General features: G+C 43.1%; 22 protein-coding genes and 1 riboswitch. Of the genes, 16 read left to right on the top strand and 6 right to left on the bottom strand.

Annotation, left to right across the window (positions count from 1 at the left end; translation table 11 throughout):
• Positions 1-38 precede the first annotated feature (38 nt).
• Positions 39-1,205 (top strand): M14 family metallocarboxypeptidase, encoded by a 1,167-nt coding sequence (locus AT864_RS01740; protein WP_066145843.1) that lies wholly within the window; start codon positions 39-41, stop codon positions 1,203-1,205.
• Positions 1,206-1,271: 66 nt separating this feature from the next.
• Entirely contained in the window at positions 1,272-1,628 is a 357-nt protein-coding gene (locus AT864_RS01735; protein WP_044744517.1) for an MTH1187 family thiamine-binding protein, read from the top strand.
• 63 nt (positions 1,629-1,691) lie between these two features.
• Here AT864_RS01735 and AT864_RS17410 read toward each other — a convergent pair whose 3' ends face one another.
• Together AT864_RS17410 and AT864_RS01730 are read right to left on the bottom strand one after the other, a co-directional pair.
• Positions 1,692-1,868 (bottom strand): DUF2759 domain-containing protein, encoded by a 177-nt coding sequence (locus AT864_RS17410; RefSeq protein WP_044744516.1) that lies wholly within the window; start codon positions 1,866-1,868, stop codon positions 1,692-1,694.
• Between the two features lie 63 nt (positions 1,869-1,931).
• Complete coding sequence (locus AT864_RS01730; RefSeq protein WP_066145840.1) at positions 1,932-2,354, bottom strand: hypothetical protein; 423 nt, start codon at positions 2,352-2,354, stop codon at positions 1,932-1,934.
• An 86-nt stretch (positions 2,355-2,440) separates the two neighbouring features.
• Between AT864_RS01730 and AT864_RS01725 the strand changes: the two genes are divergently transcribed.
• Both AT864_RS01725 and AT864_RS01720 read left to right on the top strand, forming a co-directional pair.
• The gene (locus AT864_RS01725; RefSeq protein ID WP_066146540.1) at positions 2,441-3,073 is read left to right on the top strand and encodes an MBL fold metallo-hydrolase; all 633 of its coding nucleotides are present in this window, start codon (positions 2,441-2,443) and stop codon (positions 3,071-3,073) included.
• Positions 3,074-3,231: 158 nt separating this feature from the next.
• Positions 3,232-4,359, top strand: coding sequence for a class I SAM-dependent methyltransferase (locus AT864_RS01720; RefSeq protein ID WP_066145837.1), 1,128 nt, complete (start codon positions 3,232-3,234; stop codon positions 4,357-4,359).
• Between the two features lie 233 nt (positions 4,360-4,592).
• Here AT864_RS01720 and AT864_RS01715 read toward each other — a convergent pair whose 3' ends face one another.
• On the bottom strand, positions 4,593-4,835 hold the full coding sequence (locus AT864_RS01715) for a DUF2626 domain-containing protein (protein WP_044744513.1): 243 nt from the start codon (positions 4,833-4,835) through the stop codon (positions 4,593-4,595).
• Between the two features lie 138 nt (positions 4,836-4,973).
• Positions 4,974-5,681, bottom strand: a complete 708-nt coding sequence (locus AT864_RS01710; RefSeq protein WP_066145834.1) for a metalloregulator ArsR/SmtB family transcription factor — start codon at positions 5,679-5,681, stop codon at positions 4,974-4,976.
• Between the two features lie 241 nt (positions 5,682-5,922).
• On the opposite strand from AT864_RS01710, the gene comGA reads away from it, so the two are divergent.
• The 9 genes from comGA (at position 5,923) to AT864_RS01665 (ending at position 11,063) form a co-directional block, all read left to right on the top strand.
• On the top strand, positions 5,923-6,987 hold the full coding sequence (gene comGA / locus AT864_RS01705) for a competence type IV pilus ATPase ComGA (RefSeq protein WP_066145831.1): 1,065 nt from the start codon (positions 5,923-5,925) through the stop codon (positions 6,985-6,987).
• Positions 6,980-8,008 (top strand): competence type IV pilus assembly protein ComGB, encoded by a 1,029-nt coding sequence (comGB, locus tag AT864_RS01700; protein WP_066145828.1) that lies wholly within the window; start codon positions 6,980-6,982, stop codon positions 8,006-8,008. The genes comGA and comGB overlap by 8 nt, the downstream gene beginning before the upstream one ends.
• Positions 8,009-8,025: 17 nt before the next feature.
• The gene (gene comGC, locus AT864_RS01695; protein ID WP_080862312.1) at positions 8,026-8,322 is read left to right on the top strand and encodes a competence type IV pilus major pilin ComGC; all 297 of its coding nucleotides are present in this window, start codon (positions 8,026-8,028) and stop codon (positions 8,320-8,322) included.
• Complete coding sequence (gene comGD / locus AT864_RS01690) at positions 8,306-8,752, top strand: competence type IV pilus minor pilin ComGD (RefSeq protein ID WP_066145823.1); 447 nt, start codon at positions 8,306-8,308, stop codon at positions 8,750-8,752. Before comGC ends, comGD begins: the two co-directional genes overlap by 17 nt.
• Positions 8,736-9,089 (top strand): competence type IV pilus minor pilin ComGE, encoded by a 354-nt coding sequence (gene comGE, locus AT864_RS01685; RefSeq protein WP_066145820.1) that lies wholly within the window; start codon positions 8,736-8,738, stop codon positions 9,087-9,089. Before comGD ends, comGE begins: the two co-directional genes overlap by 17 nt.
• Complete coding sequence (gene comGF, locus AT864_RS01680) at positions 9,040-9,498, top strand: competence type IV pilus minor pilin ComGF (RefSeq protein ID WP_231734572.1); 459 nt, start codon at positions 9,040-9,042, stop codon at positions 9,496-9,498. Before comGE ends, comGF begins: the two co-directional genes overlap by 50 nt.
• Positions 9,495-9,881 carry a competence type IV pilus minor pilin ComGG gene (gene comGG / locus AT864_RS01675; protein ID WP_066145817.1) on the top strand — a complete coding sequence of 129 codons (387 nt, stop codon included), beginning with the start codon at positions 9,495-9,497 and terminating at the stop codon, positions 9,879-9,881. Before comGF ends, comGG begins: the two co-directional genes overlap by 4 nt.
• Before the next feature lie 462 nt (positions 9,882-10,343).
• Positions 10,344-10,859, top strand: a complete 516-nt coding sequence (locus AT864_RS01670) for a shikimate kinase (protein ID WP_044744504.1) — start codon at positions 10,344-10,346, stop codon at positions 10,857-10,859.
• Between the two features lie 24 nt (positions 10,860-10,883).
• Positions 10,884-11,063 (top strand): YqzE family protein, encoded by a 180-nt coding sequence (locus AT864_RS01665; RefSeq protein WP_044744503.1) that lies wholly within the window; start codon positions 10,884-10,886, stop codon positions 11,061-11,063.
• A gap of 292 nt (positions 11,064-11,355) precedes the next feature.
• Here AT864_RS01665 and AT864_RS01660 read toward each other — a convergent pair whose 3' ends face one another.
• Complete coding sequence (locus AT864_RS01660; protein ID WP_044744502.1) at positions 11,356-12,150, bottom strand: YqhG family protein; 795 nt, start codon at positions 12,148-12,150, stop codon at positions 11,356-11,358.
• Positions 12,137-13,798, bottom strand: a complete 1,662-nt coding sequence (locus tag AT864_RS01655) for a DEAD/DEAH box helicase (RefSeq protein WP_369815481.1) — start codon at positions 13,796-13,798, stop codon at positions 12,137-12,139. The genes AT864_RS01660 and AT864_RS01655 overlap by 14 nt, the downstream gene beginning before the upstream one ends.
• Before the next feature lie 243 nt (positions 13,799-14,041).
• Positions 14,042-14,130: riboswitch (glycine riboswitch) on the top strand.
• A gap of 156 nt (positions 14,131-14,286) precedes the next feature.
• Here AT864_RS01655 and gcvT point away from each other — a divergent pair.
• The 3 genes from gcvT to gcvPB are packed head-to-tail and all read left to right on the top strand — an operon-like array spanning position 14,287 to position 18,198.
• Positions 14,287-15,381 carry a glycine cleavage system aminomethyltransferase GcvT gene (gene gcvT / locus AT864_RS01650; RefSeq protein WP_066145810.1) on the top strand — a complete coding sequence of 365 codons (1,095 nt, stop codon included), beginning with the start codon at positions 14,287-14,289 and terminating at the stop codon, positions 15,379-15,381.
• 23 nt (positions 15,382-15,404) lie between these two features.
• Entirely contained in the window at positions 15,405-16,751 is a 1,347-nt protein-coding gene (gene gcvPA, locus AT864_RS01645; protein WP_066145807.1) for an aminomethyl-transferring glycine dehydrogenase subunit GcvPA, read from the top strand.
• Positions 16,744-18,198 (top strand): aminomethyl-transferring glycine dehydrogenase subunit GcvPB, encoded by a 1,455-nt coding sequence (gcvPB, locus tag AT864_RS01640; RefSeq protein ID WP_066145804.1) that lies wholly within the window; start codon positions 16,744-16,746, stop codon positions 18,196-18,198. Before gcvPA ends, gcvPB begins: the two co-directional genes overlap by 8 nt.
• The last annotated feature ends 506 nt before the right edge of the window (positions 18,199-18,704 follow it).

Below are 18,704 nucleotides of genomic sequence, written 5' to 3'. Positions count from 1 at the left end.
TGAAAAGAAGGAAAGAAATGAAGGAGGCGATACAACGGATGATTCGTGCCCGACAAGGCGATACGTTGCATATGTATAGCCAATGGCTGGCTATTCCGCACGAGTTAATAGCGGAAGCAAATCCGCATGTAAGTAATGAATTGCATGATGGTGAAATCATTCAAATTCCAGGATATGATGTCGTCGCGTATCATAGTCAAACATCAGAAACACTGGAGCAAATCGCCTGCTCGGCTTCGCTGCCTACAGAAGTGCTGCAGCGAATGAACGATGACCGTCTTCCATTACGAATTCCCCGGCGGATTGAGGCGACATTGGTTAATGGACAAAAACCGTATGATTTTGCTAGTATGAAACAAGATATTGACGACCTATGCACACATTACCCCTTTATTAAACAAAAAGTAATTGGAACAAGTGTATTAGGGCAGCCGATCATAGAGTTGACGATTGGATGCGGCCCGAAAAAAATTCATTTGAATGGCTCCTTTCATGCGAATGAATGGATCACGACGGCGGCCATTATGTCATTTATTAATGAGTATGTACTGGCATTGACAAATGGAAATGTCTTGTTTGGACATACGCTAATGGATTATTACAAAAAAGTAACATTGTCAATTGTGCCGATGGTCAATCCAGATGGAGTAGATTTAGTGTTGAACGGACCGCCAAATCAAGAACCATATCGAAGCGAAGTATTGCGGATCAATCAAGGAGAACGAGATTTTTCGCAATGGAAAGCGAATATTCGCGGAGTCGATTTAAACAATCAGTTTCCAGCTAAATGGGAAATAGAACAAGCCAGAAAAATCCCGAAATCACCTGCCCCTCGCGACTTTCCGGGATTTTCCCCTCTGACAGAGCCTGAGGCGAAAGCCATGGCAGATTTAGCCTACAATCGTGATTTTGAAATAATAGTGGCGTTTCATACCCAAGGAAAAGAAATTTATTGGGGATATGAAGGCTGGGAACCGGAAGACGCGGAACCGATTGTAAACGCATTAGCAAAAGCGAGCGGATATCAAGCAGTCCGTTATATTGATAGCCATGCCGGTTATCGTGATTGGTTTATTCAAGAATGGAAACGTCCAGGCTATACGGTTGAGTTGGGTGAAGGAGTCAATCCGTTGCCGCTCGAACAGTTCGGACAAATTAAAGAGCATGCTTTAAAAATGCTGCTTTCCTTATTGGCCATCAGTTGAAGAAACGAAGCTCCTCCGATTATAATTGAGGTAGAAAAAGAAACTGAGATAAAGGGAGCTAGACAAATGGCCATTGTTGATGTAACAGTAATTCCAATCGGAACGCAAGGACCAAGCGTAAGTGAGTATGTAGCTGAAATTCAAAAAGTGTTGGAAGTGTATAAACGAGAGGGAAAGATTGATTTTATGCTGACGCCAATGAATACGATCATTGAAGGGGAGCTTTCCGTATTGTTTGAAGTCATTCAAGCGATCCATGAGGTTCCATTTTCCAATGGAATTCAGCGGGTAGCGACCAATATACGAATTGATGACCGACGCGATAAAAAACGAAGCATGGCTGAAAAAGTGACAAGTGTCCGCGAAAAATTAAACGAAAATAAAAACTCAAGCCCGTCTCGTGTGGACATATCACCTGAATAGAGACCGCGTAAAAATGGTTGTAGACAAAGCCGATTTTGACTTTGTCTACAACCTGTTCTTGTTTTAATGTGTGCCCGTTGGAAATCCGTGATGAATGACGGTCATAATGGTAAACCAGCCGAATACAGCCGCTGTTCCTAAACCAAATAATAAAGCAAGTATATTCTTTTGACGCAATGAACGTACAATTCCGTAAAGCGCTAACAATGTCACAAGTGCAAAAATGATGACCAATCCCATTATACTTACCCCCCTTTTCGCAAGTAAAACTGTATGTAAAGAAATGAAGAATCACTTTACATTTTAATCGTTTTTTCCCATTTTGTCGAGGTCGAAAATGTGAATAACAACATGGTAGACCGCTGCGTTTTTCACCAGCAATTCCTCATATTGCCCATCGATCCAATAGATGATGGTGCCTGTTGACTCTTGGGCAATCATGTATTCTTCAAGCTGAAGCAGAAACATGTCGATTTCCAAAGGATCGCCATCCACAATGGAAAAGGCAGTGACCAAAGATGCAAACAGGTAGAAGCGCCCATTTGCTGAGAGAAAGCCATAATCGCTAAACAACGATGTAGTGGTAGTCGGCTGTTCCAGCTCAAAAAGCGTTTCATAGCTGGAGATCAAGTTAGGGAGCTGTGAAACAATGACCCATTCCTCATCTTGATCAAGGATCGTGCTGTTTATTTGTTCGAACGGCGAAAGCGCATATCGCTTTATCATATGATTCCCTCTTCTTTTTCTTTTTATTGTAACAAATAAAGAGGTAGAGTAAAATGATGGATATAAAGAATGAAGGGAGTATGTTTATGAAATGGAACCGCATTCCGCTTGGACCACTGGAAACTAATGCCTATATTTTATCTCACTCTGATGGAACGTGCCTCATTTTTGATCCCGGAAGCGAAGGGGAGAAGCTGATCCGTTCGATTGAACAGCAAGGATGGGAGCCGTTGGCGATTTTGCTGACACATGCTCATTTTGACCATATTGGAGCGATCAATGACTTGCTAATCAGATGGAAGCTTCCGATTTATTTGCATGAGAAAGAAAAAGCTTGGCTCTCTAACCCATCATTAAATGGATCTGCCTATTTTATCGGTGAGAAGGTGCAGGTTGCACATGAGCCACATTGTTTGCAAAACGAAACAACGTTGACGATCGGCTCATTTGCCTTGGAGGTTTTGGAAACGCCAGGGCATTCACCAGGCAGTGTTTCCTACTATTGTCCTGAGATAGAAGCGGTGTTTTCGGGAGATGTATTATTTGCTGGAAGCATCGGGCGCACGGATTTACTAGGAGGAAACTATGAAGAGCTTATGCGGAGCATTCATGAGCGCTTGCTTGTTTTACCGGAAGAAACAGCGTTATTACCGGGACACGGACCGGAAACAACCATTGGAACGGAAATGGACACCAATCCATTTTTGCATGGTTTTTAAAAGGGCTTCATAAAAAAAGCCCTTCTCAATAATTGAGAAGGGACTTTGGGGGATGTTCTATCCATATAATGGGAGGGGATATAGTTAAGCTACTATCATAACAATATAATAATATTTTCACTATGTCAATAGTGAAAAACTCCAAAGGAGAAAATAAAATGTGTAATTTTTTGTTGGAGAAGCTTAAGGCATCGCCAAATCAACGAATGTCATATGCCGATTACATGAATGCAGCTTTATATGACGAACAGCATGGCTATTATATGAACGAGCGTATAAAAATTGGCCGTCATGGTGATTTTTATACGAGCAGCCATGTATCGAGTGTGTTTGGCACATTATTTGCGTCTTTATTCATTAAACTAGTGGAAACGGGGCGCATTCCTCCATGTATTTGCGAACTCGGCGGGGGAGATGGGGTTTTTGCTCGTGCTGTTTTGCAGGAATGGAAAAATCAATCACCGCATACTTACCAATCATTAACCTATATACTCATTGAAATTAGTCCATACCAGCGAACAAGGCAAGCAGAAATACTAGGAGAATTCGCTGAAAGAGTGATACAGTACCGGCATTTTGACGATTTTTGTAAAAAGCATGCGCCGTTTTCAGGAATTATGTTTAGCAATGAATTTTTTGATGCGCTTCCTGTGCATGTGATAAAGAAAGAAAAGGGACAGATATATGAGCTGTTTGTCGCTTTGCGTGAGAATGAACTGGTAGAAGAGCCGCATATGTTGCAAAATGAACAGATTATCGTTTATTTGCAGGAACGAAATATTGTTCTAAAAGAAGGGCAACGATTGGAAGTTCCGCTTGCTATGAAATCTTTTCTATTAGAAAATGCTCATGTATTTGCGGAATGTGTGATGATTACTGTCGATTATGGCTACACCGATGAAGAATGGGCAAACCCCGCCCGTCATCAAGGAAGCTTGAGGGGGTATTATCAACATCGGCTTATCCGAGATCCTCTCGCTTATCCCGGACAAATGGATCTAACCGCTCATATCCAATGGGATGCCCTGAGAATGTATGGAAATATCGCTGGATGGGAATGGGTGCAAACCATTAGGCAGGATCGTTTTTTATTGGCGGCAGGAATATTAACACAATTAAAGGAGCATGATGGCAGCGACCCGTTTTCAGAACAAAGCAAGCGTAACCGAGCGATTCGTTCGCTGATGATGGATGAAGGGATGAGCGCATTTTTCCAAGTGATGATTCAGCAGAAAAATCTCCAAATGGATTGGGAGAAAATTTGGGTGGAGCCTAGCTTTTTATAAGTGCCGCCACGCAAAAAAGCGATGGAATTCCATCGCTTCAGACTATTGACAAACGCTTTCATCCTTTGTCAAGGACCTCGTTCGTTTTGGTTTGATTCGCGTCTTCATTCGGCAGCGTTTTTTGTCTACCAAGCATGTTCAAACCAGTTTGATGTGAAACCATCACTGTCCATGAAGAGGGTGAAAATGATGATAGACAAAGCCAAGGTTGGCTTTGTCTATCATTTTGTAGGTTATTCCCCTACTCCGGGCACAAGCATAAATGTGGTCCAATACGTAAAGGCCGCGAAGAAAATCGTTAAGTATGCACCAAAAATATAGATGTACATCCGCTCTGTCAGCTTTAAGTAGCCTAACAATAAGAAGAACAGCGTTTGGCCGAAGAAAATCAAGGAAGTGGTATGCATATGGCCAAGGTAAAACATTACTGCAAAAATACCAGTCCAGAACGATAAAACACGGAACATGCGGTCCATCTTATGTATCCCTCCTTTTTGCCCTAATAGCTGCCTCTACATATTATAATGTACAGATTATAGCTGTGTAAACAGCGCTTTCAATTTTCGGAAAGAAGGCCGACCGCAGCGGATGAAACGATGGCCTTCCAAGCGCATTTATTCGCAAGCGGATGCGAATTCTGCGCGATAAGAGCAGGAATCGCATCCGTTTGCCATATTATCAAGTTCGATTAGCTCCACGTTATCAAAAAGCGCTTCAAACATGCCGCGCAAAAAAGCATGATGCATGCCACAGACCGTTTGTGGATGATGCAAAGCGATCTCTTTAAATGGACAGTTAAAAATTTGAAAATAAATTTTCTGCGTTGTTTCGTTATAATCAAACGAAGGATAAAATCCAGCGGCTTCAGCCGCTTCTTTTAAAAGCTGAACTTTTTCGGCAAATGATAAATGGGCGATTGGCCGATCATGTGGAAAGCGTTGCTGAACCATCTCTTTTCCAAAGTTTTTTCCTGTTTCATATAGCGCCTGTTTCCCCTGTTCCCCTAATGACATCATTGTCTGAATCGCGATTTTGGCAAGAAGCTGATAATCGCGAAACGGGAAATGCAGATGAATCACATCCTCCGACAAACGGTATAGCCGGCTTGGACGTCCTCCTTTTCCAGTCTTTTGCGTCTCCGAAACAAGCATGTTCACATCTTCCAGCTTTGTTAAATGAAGCCGTGCCACATTTGGATGGATGCTGAACACCTCTGCAATTTCCTGAACGGACACTTCTTTGTGTTTTTTCGTAATGTATTCATAGATATGATACCGGGTTGGATCAGCTAATACATTTGTAATTTTTAAAACTTGATCCATGGTTATTCACTCCTACACAATCGGATGCTATTTCTATTATATTACATTTAATTTTCCATTGGAATGATATTTATAGTAATTAATGGTCTTATTGATGCAAAATTCATAAATTATTCACGATTTTGCTTCCACATCAATCAAAGGATGAAAAAATTTTTTAGATGAAGATGCAGGAATTTGTAGAAAAATGGAGAATTTATAATTTGGTGCTGATTCTATCTAAGAGAAAAGGGGTGAATGGATGAACGAAATTGAACAATTAGCGGATCGTCTCGTAAAAGAGGCGAGCGAAATCGGTGCCTCAGATATTCATATCGTTCCAAGACGAGATGATGCCCTCATCCAGTTCCGCATGGATGGAGCGCTCGTTGTGAAGGACATGCTGGAAAAGGGGTTATACGAGCGGCTGCTTGTTTATTTTAAGTTTTTGGCGGATATGGATATTGGAGAGCGGCGTCGCCCGCAAAGCGGAGCCATGGAAATCACTCAAAACGGAGTTCATGTCAGCTTGCGCTTATCTACGCTTCCGACGCTTCATGATGAAAGCCTCGTGATTCGTCTCCTTCCTCACAACTCACTTCTTCCTCTTTCACATCTTGCTTTATTTCCAAGCACAACGCGAATATTGCTGTCGCTTTTGCATCATTCCCACGGTTTGCTTATTTTTACGGGACCGACCGGTTCAGGAAAGACGACCACTTTATATACGCTGTTAGCAGCATGTCAGAAAAAGTGGCCGCGCAATGTCATTACCTTGGAAGATCCTGTGGAAAAACGGATCGAAAATATGTTGCAAGTTCAGGTCAATGAAAAGGCGGGGATCACGTATGCAACAGGGCTAAAGGCGATTTTGCGCCATGATCCCGATGTCGTGATCGTCGGCGAAATCCGCGATGAAGAAACGGCGAAAATCGCGGTACGCGCCGCTTTGACAGGACATTTAATCTTATCGACGATGCATACAAAAAATGCTATCGGTGCGATTTATCGCTTATTGGAGTTTGGCGTTTCTTGGCGGGAAATCGAACAAACGATGCTGGCTGTGACAGCCCAACGCCTTGTTGAACTGATGTGCCCATTTTGCAAAGAAGCGTGTTCGGCTTTTTGCCGCCGGCAAAGGAAGATCAGACGAGCGGCCGTTTACGAATGTTTGCATGGAGAGGCGCTGGCAAGAGCGATTCAAGCGGCAAGAGGCGAAGAGGTGGAGTATCGGTATCGCACGCTGCAGCACATGATGAAAAAAGGAGTGGCGCTCGGCTTTTTATCACCTTCCGTTTTCAAAAGAGAGATGATAGAAGATGCGTAAAAAAACATGGCCGCTTCAAGAGCAGGGACAATTTTTATGGCGGTTAGGTCAGCTTCTTGAAAAAGGCTACTCCTTATCTCAGGCGATAGAATTTTTAGAAATCCAGCAGCCCGTTTTGCGCCGTCGCGATTTGCAGCACGCTCTTTCCCTTCTTCGCTCCGGTTTCGCTTTTTATAAAGTGCTAGAAGCTCTTTCTTTTCATTCGGAAGCGGTAGGATCGATCTTTTTCGCTGAACAGCACGGAGATTTAGCTCAAGGACTGGCGGAAGCAGGGAAATTACTGCTCAGCAGGGCGCGCTATTGGCAACGAATTCGCAAAGCAGCTCGCTATCCTCTTTTTCTTCTTTGTGCGGTTGCGATCATGCTTGCCTTTATTCAGCAATTGCTTCTTCCGCAATTTGTGCAGTTGTCATCCTCTTTGGATTCTCATCGCTTTTCGTTTTCCCAAATCATTCTTCAGCTTTTTTCGATTTTCCCCTCTGTTTTCACTGCTCTTTCATTTCTTATTGGCGCAGCGATAGCCGGTTACTATTTTTGGCTGAAAAAGCTGCCTCCGATCGAACAAATCAAAATATATCTTCGCATCCCTTTTGTTCGTCATCTTTCCATGTTATATCACACCCATCTATTTGCTTTGCAGTTCAGTCATTTATTAAACAGCGGCTTATCTGTCTATGAAGCGCTTCAAGTATTTGAAAAGCAAGAAAATGTTCCATTTTTGAGAGCCGAAGGCGCAGCGTTGAAAGAACAGCTGGTTAAAGGACAACGATTAGAGGAGATGATTGGCAGCCGATCTTATTACGAGAAGGAATTAGGGCTTGTCATTCGTCACGGTCAATCCAATGGCGAGCTGGCGATGGAGCTGTTCCATTATAGCCGGCTAGTGCTCGAAAAGCTGGAAGAGAAACTTGAAAAATGGACACGTACGATTCAGCCGATCCTCTTTTCGTTTATTGGGCTACTCATCGTTTTGATGTATTTATCGATTTTGCTGCCGATGTTTGAAGCGATGAATAAGTGAAAAAGGAGGAACCGATGATGCAAGAAAAAGGATTCACATTGATCGAGATGCTTATCGTTTTGATGGTGATTTCAGTTTTATTGCTTATTGCCATTCCCAATATCGTCAAGCATAACCAAATGATTAACGATAAAGGATGCGAAGCATTTGTTAAAACCGTGCAAGCACAGGTTAAGGCCTATCAGATGGAGCATGATACACTTCCAACTATCCGACAGCTTGTTGATGGAAATTATATTAAATCGAATAAATGCCCTAACGGCCGCACCATTTATATCGATAGCAGCGGGGAAGTGCATGAGGGTGAGAAATAAACGCGGGTTTACCCTAATCGAGCTGCTCGTTGTTTTAACGGTTATCGGCGTTCTTACAGCGGTCTGTATCCCGCATATGGATCAATTTTTGCAGGCTAGTGAGGAGAAATACGTGATTGAGCAGCTGACAGATGATTTGTTGTATGCACAGCAATATGCACTTACTCATAAAACAGCTGTAATGCTCATCTTTTATAATGGTCAAAGGAAATATCGGATTACAGAAAGCTATACATTCGGAAGGACGTTGATTGAACGCCAACTTCCTTCGTCATGGATGATTGAGCTGGCAACCTTGCAAAGCCCCCTTTCTTTTTTGCCGAACGGAAATGTAAACAAATCAGGCACCGTCTTTTTTAAAAAGGGGTCATCCGTTTATAAAGTTGTATTTTTACTTGGAAAAGGGAGATTTTATGCACAAAAGCTGTAAAGGATTTACCTTAGTAGAAACCGTTATAGCGCTGTCTCTTTTATTGTTTGTTACGGCTATCTTGCTACCAGCTATTACTCAAGTGATGATGGAGCGGCAAAATCAAGCATTAAAGAGCCATGCCCAGCAGCTGCTGAACAAAGAAATGGGAAATCAGGAGCCAGTAATAGAAAAAGCCGTTGTGGTTGAAGGAGTAGAATACAAGGTTTTGCGAAGTCACAACGAAAATGGAGTGATGAAAATCTGCATTCAATGGCATGATTATATGGGAAGGAAGGCGGAAAGATGTGGATATTACAAAAACAGTGAGACAAAGCCGCGGCTTTACGATTATTGAGATGCTCATTGTGCTATCTGTTGTTTTGTTGATTGTTAGCTTTTTTCCAATATTGTTGGATATTCGTTGGCTGCGGACAGAGAAGCAGCCACAGTTTAATCGTTTGGAATGGCAAGTACTTCTTCAGCAATTAAAGCAAGAGGTGCGCGAGTCTCGACAGATTGCGAGCGATGGAGAAAAGCTGTATCTGTATAAGCGGGGAGGAGAAGAGGTTTGTTTGGAACAATATGGCTCGTTTATCCGTCGGCGAGTAAATGGTCAAGGGAATGAAATTGTCCTCCAATCTATTTCTAGCATTCAGTACAAATTGGAGGAAAATGGTGTAGAAGTAGTGGTAATAGCGAACGACGGAAAACGTTATTCAGCGTTTATTTCTACATTTTTCCCAATAAAGGTGAAGCGGCTGTGAGAAATGAAAAAGGAATGATTTTTCCGATGACCGTCATGTTTTCATGTGTCTTTCTCTTTTGTCTGCTTCATGTGCTGTGTTTATATGAAATGGAGCTGGAATTTGCTAAAGATGAGCAACAATCGTATGAGGCGGATTCATTAATGCAAATGGCTGTTGCCGACATCAAAGCGAGCATTGCATCCCATGTGCCGACTCAACAGACAAACAACGGAATGTTTGTTTACCCTAATGGCAGAGCGGAATATAGCTGGCAGCAATTAAGCAACGATCAAGTTAAAGCAAAAGTTTCTGTTTTTTCCAATGAAGGGGTTCGCTATACGGCTGAATTTACAGTCTCTTTCCCCAATTTGGAGCTTCTTGAGTGGAAAGAAAGCTTTTGATAGGACATATTTGGTGATGTCGGCTAAACACATGCAGCCTTCTACTTTAACACCATCTACCGAGAAGTCTCCCACCCCCAAACGAAGGGAAGGTGGGGGAAGCCTCATGATCGATCTTTCGGGGTATCAAGCTACCATCATTAAAAAATAGGATGTCCCAACAAATGGCCGCGATGAACAGCATTTAGCTTTTTATCGTCGGAGCGTCATATCGAGTGACCATTGGTTTTGCAGAGGCAGGCAATCCAACTGTGAACCGCTTCAAAGACTGATTCGTCGATCGAAAGCGAGCGCAGTTTGGATCTTGGCCATATGAATCCGTCATTGTCGTCTATTGATTTTTCAAAGACCATTCGTTCTAGTTCAAGCGGCATTTAGCGTAGCAAACGAACAAGAGGGGAGTTCACCATTCAGCGATGATGTGGTATGTTTGAGAAAAAGCGAAAGAAAAGGAGACGAACGATGCAACGAATTTATTTGACCGGTTTTATGGGAGCTGGAAAAACCACGATCGGCCAATGCTTAGCTAAGCGATTAGGCCTTTCGATGATCGATACAGACGAATACATTGAAGAGCAGATCGGAAAAACGATTAAGCGCATTTTTGCGGAAGAAGGGGAGGCGGCATTTCGGCAATATGAAAGGGAGTTTTTGCGCGCCTTGCCTCTTGATAAGATCATTGTGACAACAGGGGGCGGCATTGTCATTCAAAAGGAAAATCGTGATTGGATGAAGCGGACAGGAACGGTAATTTATTTGCATTGTGAGTTTGCCGAGCTCTTGAAAAGGTTGGAGCATGATGATACGCGCCCGCTTCTTTCCCAGCACCACCGTCAAGGTTTAGAAGAGCTGTGGCAGCAGCGTTTGCCGTATTATCAAGAAGCGGATTGGATCATTGATACGACGGGACAAAGCATTGAACAAATTGTGGATGAAATCACGAAAATGATTAAAAACGATCCGCCATGGAAATACTAATAGCCAAAAAAAGGCGGTGTGAGAATGTCTGCCAATGACTATGTTCGATTTGTTACTCAACAACTGGTGCGCTACATGGATCAGCCAAAGGAAGAACGGAAAAAAAGACGGGAAGAGCGAAAGCAAGGAAAGGAGCCGATTTTATATCGCTTATTTGGAATGATTCCTCTTTCCCTTAAACTTCTTTGGCGAAGAAAATCATAGCGAGAAAAATGCTCGATTGCGAAGTGACTCATATGGTAGACGAAAGAAGTATCATATAGATGTAACTTACCATCTTAATATTTGCCATGATATGAAACCGTTTGTTCACAGCCTAAGAGCTCAGATATCAAATCTGAGCTCTATTTTCTTAAAAAAGCCATCTTTTTTGGAGGTATATTCCGCATTCACACGACAAAGAAAAAAGCGGTGATTTTTTCAAATGCTGAAACGGTTTCCTCCTTTTTTTCTGATTCTGCTTGCTCTATCTTTAAGTTGAATGAAGAGCGTCAAGTTAAGCCGTGCGCGGTTGCAAATAAAACAGCCCTCCGTTAATAATAGAAACGGTAATTTTTGGCTTATATTGCTCCTCAAGCGCTTCTTCCTCAATATAGTAGCACTCCGGTTTTTCCGCTATATCTTCATAAAAATGGTCCAAAAGCGCCTTATCCTCTTGCCAACGTGCGATCGCTTCTTCTGCCCATGTATGATCGTCTTGGTCAATGATTCGTTTGACGTATTGCTCTAATCTTCCAATGCCGCTGCTTGGTTTAATAATGGGCGAAATGGTGAAGCAATAGTCAGGAATTTTAGGAGTCAGCGCAAGACGCTGCAGCTTCTCGTGAAATTGTTCGACAATCGCCCCGCTGATTAAATGTAAGCCAAGAGATAAAAATTGGTCTTTTTTTCGATCGCATTGATAGGAGATCCTCATATTTAAACCAAGCCAAGGATGGAGCGGAATAGAAGATGGCCCGATTGCTTGTGCCTGTTCATAAAGACGAATATAGCTGCCGCGGCGCTGCGCCGACTGAAAAATTTGATGAAGTCTAGGTGATCCGAAATGAAGCCGCTCTCCTGTGAGCGAGCGGGTTTGCTCATTTTGCTTCGTAATAAGCGTTAGCTTCATCGGTGCTGGCGTGCCGCCTGTCCGCTCAATATAATGCCAATAAAAGGGGCGGTTCATCAGTTCTTTATCTAATTCGACGGATAGCTGGACTGTGAGATGGCCGTCCGTTTCTTCCACAATGCTGCAATCGTTGGTTTGAAAATAGCGTTTCAGAAACTGTTGAATGTCATTTTGCTGCATAGTGCTCCCCCTTTGTTAGTTGATCAGCCAAATCAATCATAGAAGTTAGATTTTCCATTTTGATTTGCATTTCCCGTTCATTGTGTGAATGAAAGAATATATCATGCAAATAATTTTCTAGGTTATTCATATTCATTCTAGTTAAAATATCGTCTAATTCACCAACCACTCGTTCAAATAAGCGGATTTTGTCATAAAGAAGCTTTAAAATATGCTCTTCTACTGTATTTCTAACAGCGAAATTGTAAATGTGAACATCATTTGTTTGCCCTAGACGATGCACACGTCCAATTCGCTGCTCGAGGCGCATTGGATTCCAAGGCAAATCGTAGTTAATGACATGATGACAAAACTGCAAATTGATTCCTTCGCCTCCAGCTTCAGTTGCAATAAGAACTTGGACACGATTTTTAAACAGTTCTTTCATCCAGTCTTTTTTGCCGCGTTTAAATCCTCCGCGAAAGGGAACAGAAGAAATGCCATTTTGCTGTAAAAACCATTGTAAGTACAATTGGGTCGCTCGATATTCGGTGAAAATAATGACTTTGTCATCAATGCGGCGAATGAGTTCCAAAGCTTTTTCGGCCTTGGAATTGGCAGTGACAGCATTGATTTTTTCCATTAGTGCTTGAAAATATGAAGGGATATTTCCTTCGTATTTGTTGATCATGTTTTTAAGGGTGAAAAACAGGGCTTCGCGGCTGCTGCAAGCTTCACGAAGCATCGTGATGAGCGAAAACTGACTGTTAAGCATAGCGCCATTAGATTTCAGCATTTGTACAGCTTCGTATAGTTCGCGCTCTTCTTTTGAAAAGTCAATCATGACGGTTTCGACATGGCGCTTCGACCATTCAATGCCGGTATTGGCACGCCGGTTTCGGATCATTACTTTATTTACAAGCGCTTTTAAATGCTCATCTGTCTGTAATGACCGCTCTTTTCCATATGTTTCAGCAAAGTAAGTGGCATTTCCTAAATGTCCAGGCTTCAACAATGAAACAAGATGGAAAATTTCCTCTATCCGATTTTGGATAGGAGTAGCCGTTAATAATAAACAAAACTTCTTTTTTAAATTTTGGACAAACTCGTAATTTTTTGTTTTATTATTTTTTAACTTGTGCGCTTCATCGATAATGACCATATCATATTGCTGCTCGTAAATGATGTCGCGGTGAGGACTTCTTTTGGCTGTATCGATCGATGACACAACGACATCACATTGTTCCCAAACGTAACTCTTTTTTTGCGGGACGGCAGGGATGAAGAACTTTTCGTTTAATTCCATCGCCCATTGGGAAACGAGGGATGCCGGAACGAGGATGAGCACTTTTTTTACTAATCCGCGAATCATATACTCTTTTAAAATCAAACCCGCTTCGATCGTTTTTCCAAGTCCTACTTCATCCGCCAAAATTGCTTTGCCGTTCATTTGTTCAACCACCTGCTTTGCAACCTCCAACTGATGCGGCAAAGGAGTGAGATGAGGCAGATGTTTAGGAGCTTGCAAGCCATCAAACTCTGGAATGAGCAGATGCTCAGCAGCTTCTAATGCCAGCTGGTACATCTCCCAGCTAGCCCAAGGCCCATCCTTTTCGATTCGTTCCACAAATGATTCTTGCCAAGATGAATCAAATTCGATTTCGATCATCATTATCTTCTCCTTTAATAACGAACATTTTTATTTATGAAACATTGAATATGCGGTTAATTGTTAATTATTTACTTGGTTACGAAATAAAAAGTTCGGTTATTTTTCTTGTTTTTCAGCGAATTTTTATTGCTCTTATGCGCATGTTAATGGTAGTATAATAATAAATTAGAAAGTTAAAAAAATTATTTTCCTGCTTTTCCTATAGTTTGACCATTTTTATCGAATTTTATATACCGGCGAATGAGAGCAAGGGGAGAGACTACAAATTGTAGCGCCGAAGGAGCAAGTGGCAACACGAATCTCTCAGGCAAAAGAACTCTTGCTTGACGCAGCTCTGGAGAGTGTTCACTCATGTGAACCACCCAAGGGGAAACCTGTGTTTAAACGCGGGGAAACTTTCAGGTGAAAGGACAGAGACTTCTTTGCATTTTTATATGTGGGAGTCGTCTGTCCTTTTTTATGTATTTTAAGACAGGAGGTTCTATATGCTAAGACGCACACCTTTATTTTCTGTGTATGCCGAATACGGGGCAAAAACGATTGATTTTGGCGGTTGGGAGCTGCCTGTTCAATTCTCAAGCATTAAAGAAGAACATGAAGCCGTTCGTACACGCGCGGGATTATTTGATGTATCGCACATGGGTGAATTTGAGGTGAAGGGAAAAGATAGCCTTGCCTTTTTACAAAAAATGATGACAAACGACGTTTCGAAATTAGCAGACGGCCGGGCACAATATACGCTTATGTGCTATGAAAATGGCGGTGCGGTCGATGATTTGCTTATTTATAAGAAAGCGGACGACCATTATCTTCTCGTGGTTAATGCTGCAAACATCGAAAAGGATTTTCATTGGCTCCATGAACACCTTTTCGGCGATGTAGAACTTGTGAATATTTCCGATGAAATCGCACAGCTTGCTTTGCAAGGACCGCTTGCTGAGCGTGTACTGCAAAAATTAACGACTATTGATTTATCTGCGCTGAGATTTTTCGGCTTCCAAGATGATGTTGATTTACAGGGGGTAAAGGCCCTTGTGTCCCGTACAGGGTATACAGGTGAAGATGGTTTTGAAATTTATTGTCGCGCAGAAGATGCGGTGACGCTTTGGCATGGGATTTTAGAAGCTGGAAAAGGGGGAGGGGTGCTTCCGTGCGGTCTCGGTGCGCGCGATACGCTTCGATTTGAAGCATGCCTGCCGCTTTACGGCCAAGAGCTGTCTAAAGACATCACGCCTATTGAAGCAGGACTCGGTTTCGCTGTGAAAACGAATAAGGAAGTCGACTTTTTTGGAAAAAGTACATTGCAGCAACAAAAAGAAGCAGGAACGAGCCGAAAGCTTATCGGCATTGAAATGATTGATAAAGGCATTCCGCGCCATGGGTATGACGTGTTTTCAGAAGGAGAATGGATCGGGATTGTAACAACAGGAACACAATCGCCGACATTGAAGAAAAATATTGGCTTGGCGCTGATTCGAACAGAATGGGCTGATGTAGATACGGTGGTAGAGGTCGATATTCGCGGGAAACGCTTAAAAGCGAAGGTCGTCGCTACACCATTTTATAAACGAGCAAAATAGATCAAAAGAGGAGAGAGGATTTTATGCTTCATCGTTATTTGCCAATGACCGAAGACGACAAACAACAAATGCTAAAAGCCATTGGTGTCGAGTCGATTGATGAACTGTTCTCCGATATCCCAGAGAGCGTCCGCTTTAAGGGAGAGTATCGGATTAAGCAAGCAAAGTCAGAGCCGGAACTAATGAAAGAGCTGGCAGCGCTTGCAGCCCAAAATGCTGATCTTAAAAGTTACACTTCGTTTCTTGGTGCAGGTGTATACGACCATTACATTCCAGTTGTTGTTGATCATGTGATCTCCCGCTCTGAATTTTATACGGCATACACGCCGTATCAGCCGGAAATTTCCCAAGGGGAGCTGCAAGCCATTTTTGAATTCCAAACGATGATTTGTGAGTTAACGGGAATGGATGTGGCCAACTCGTCGATGTATGACGGTGGAACCGCGTTAGCTGAAGCAGCCTTATTAAGCGCAGCTCACACCAAAAAGAAGAAAGTCTTGCTGTCAAAAGCTGTTCATCCGGAATACCGAGATGTCGTTAACACATACGCAAAAGGTCCGGGGCTTGAAGTTGTTGAAATTCCGCTGCAAAATGGCGTGACGGATTTAGAAACGCTAAAAAAGGAAATGAACGATGATGTCGCCTGCGTCATTGTGCAATATCCGAACTTTTTTGGCCAAATTGAGCCATTAAAGGAAATGGAGCCGATTGCTCATTCAGGAAAAGGAATGCTGGTTGTAGCAAGCAATCCGCTTGCGTTAGGGGGATTGACACCTCCAGGAGCGTTTGGCGCTGATATTGTTGTTGGAGATGCGCAGCCTTTCGGAATCCCAGCTCAATTCGGGGGACCGCACTGCGGTTATTTCGCGGTCAAATCAGCGTTGATGCGAAAAATACCTGGGCGCCTTGTCGGGCAAACGACAGATGAAGAAGGTCGCCGCGGCTTCGTGTTGACGTTGCAAGCGCGCGAACAGCACATTCGCCGCGATAAAGCGACTTCTAACATTTGCTCGAATCAAGCGTTGAATGCGCTAGCAGCCTCTGTAGCGATGACAGCCCTTGGCAAACAGGGAGTCAAAGAAATGGCGTTGATGAATATTCAAAAAGCGCATTATGCCAAAAATGCCTTTGTTGAACGCGGCTTTACAGTGCCATTTACGGGCCCATTCTTTAACGAGTTTGTAATCAAGGTAAATAAACCAGTGAGGGAAGTCAATCAACGGCTGCTTGAAAAAGGCATCATCGGCGGCTACGACCTTGGACGCGATTATCCAGAACTAGAAAATCACATGCTTGTGGCGGTCACAGAGTTGCGGACAAAAGAAGAAATCGACATGCTTGTGAAGGAATTGGGGGATTGTCATGCATAAAGATCAACCGCTTATTTTTGAATTAAGCAAACCGGGACGAATTGGTTACAGCTTACCGGAGTTGGATGTTCCTGCAGTAGATGTTGCTGAAATGATTCCAAGCGATTATATTCGCATGGAAGCAGCGGAGCTTCCTGAGGTGTCGGAGCTTGATATTATGCGTCATTACACTGCCTTATCGAAACGCAACCATGGCGTGGATTCCGGCTTTTATCCGCTTGGATCTTGCACGATGAAATATAACCCGAAAATTAACGAAAACGTGGCGCGGCTTGCCGGCTTTGCCCATCTTCACCCGCTTCAGCCGGAGGAGACGGTGCAAGGGGCACTTGAACTTATGTATGATTTGCAAGAGCATCTAAAAGAAATCACTGGAATGGACGCGGTGACGCTGCAGCCAGCAGCGGGAGCGCATGGAGAATGGACAGGGCTGATGATGATTCGCGCGTATCATGAAGCAAACGGCGATTTCAACCGCACGAAAGTGATTGTTCCGGACACCGCGCACGGAACGAACCCGGCGTCGGCGACGGTTGCTGGATTTGAAACGGTCACCGTTAAATCGACGGAGGAAGGGCTTGTCGATTTAGAAGATTTAAAACGGGTAGTTGGCCCGGATACAGCGGCATTGATGCTGACAAATCCGAACACGTTAGGTCTTTTTGAAGAGAATATTTTAGAGATGGCGGAAATTGTGCACAGCGCTGGCGGTAAATTATATTACGACGGCGCCAATTTGAATGCGGTATTAAGTAAAGCAAGACCTGGGGATATGGGCTTTGATGTTGTGCATTTAAATCTTCACAAAACATTTACCGGCCCTCACGGCGGCGGTGGACCTGGTTCAGGACTAGTAGGCGTCAAAGCAGATTTCATTCCATTTTTGCCAAAGCCGACCGTTGAAAAGGGAGAAAACGGCTACTACTTTGATTACGATAGACCGCAGGCGATCGGCCGCGTCAAGCCGTTTTACGGAAACTTTGGCATCAACGTCCGCGCTTATACGTATATTCGCTCGATGGGGCCAGACGGCTTAAAAGCGGTGACCGAATACGCTGTATTAAATGCGAATTACATGATGCGCCGCTTGGCAGAATATTATGATTTGCCATATGATCGCCATTGCAAGCACGAGTTTGTTTTATCAGGCAAACGCCAGAAGAAGCTCGGTGTCCGCACGCTTGATATCGCAAAACGTCTGCTGGATTTTGGCTATCATCCGCCGACCATTTACTTCCCATTGATCGTTGAGGAATGTATGATGATTGAACCGACGGAAACCGAATCCAAAGAAACGCTTGATGCGTTTATTGATGCGATGATTCAAATTGCGAAAGAAGCAGCAGAAACGCCAGAAATTGTGCAAGAAGCGCCTCATACAACTGTTGTGAAGCGTCTTGATGAAACCACAGCAGCACGAAAGCCGATTTTACGCTATCAGAAATAAAAGAGAGAAGGTTATTTTGCTTTATACAGACTGACTTGGAAAAGATTAGCAGTGAAGAAACGCAGCCGAGCGAAGCCAGTGACACAAGGTACCCCCGTTGTTGGTTAACAATCTAAAAGAGCAGGCGCATGCCTGCTCTTTTAGGTGTATATGGTTGCTTTTTTCTAAAAGCCATTAGGGCTGCAAAACGATTCTTATACTTTTCAATCAATGAATAGAGTCGATCAAGTGATCTACTTAGTCTCTGCTATATATAAGTGATGAATAATTTCGATTCACTTGTGGATGATATTTACCCAACGAGAAGATCGAGCATATGGTCGATTCAAAAGCAGGATCGATGGTCAAAGACAATCAGTGGATTGGTTAAGTCACACTAAAGCGTGACCTGAAGGCGCTGTTGTTTCATCGCCCAGTCGCCTGCTTATTTGAGGGGGATATTGTGACACAGGCAATGAAATTTGTATCGTGAACGGTCAGTGCCACTAAATGGCGCTGTTAAAATG

Source organism: Anoxybacillus sp. P3H1B (assembly GCF_001560855.1).
GTDB classification, from domain to species: domain Bacteria; phylum Bacillota; class Bacilli; order Bacillales; family Anoxybacillaceae; genus Anoxybacteroides; species Anoxybacteroides rupiense.
This window is presented reverse-complemented; position numbering and strand designations above follow the sequence as displayed.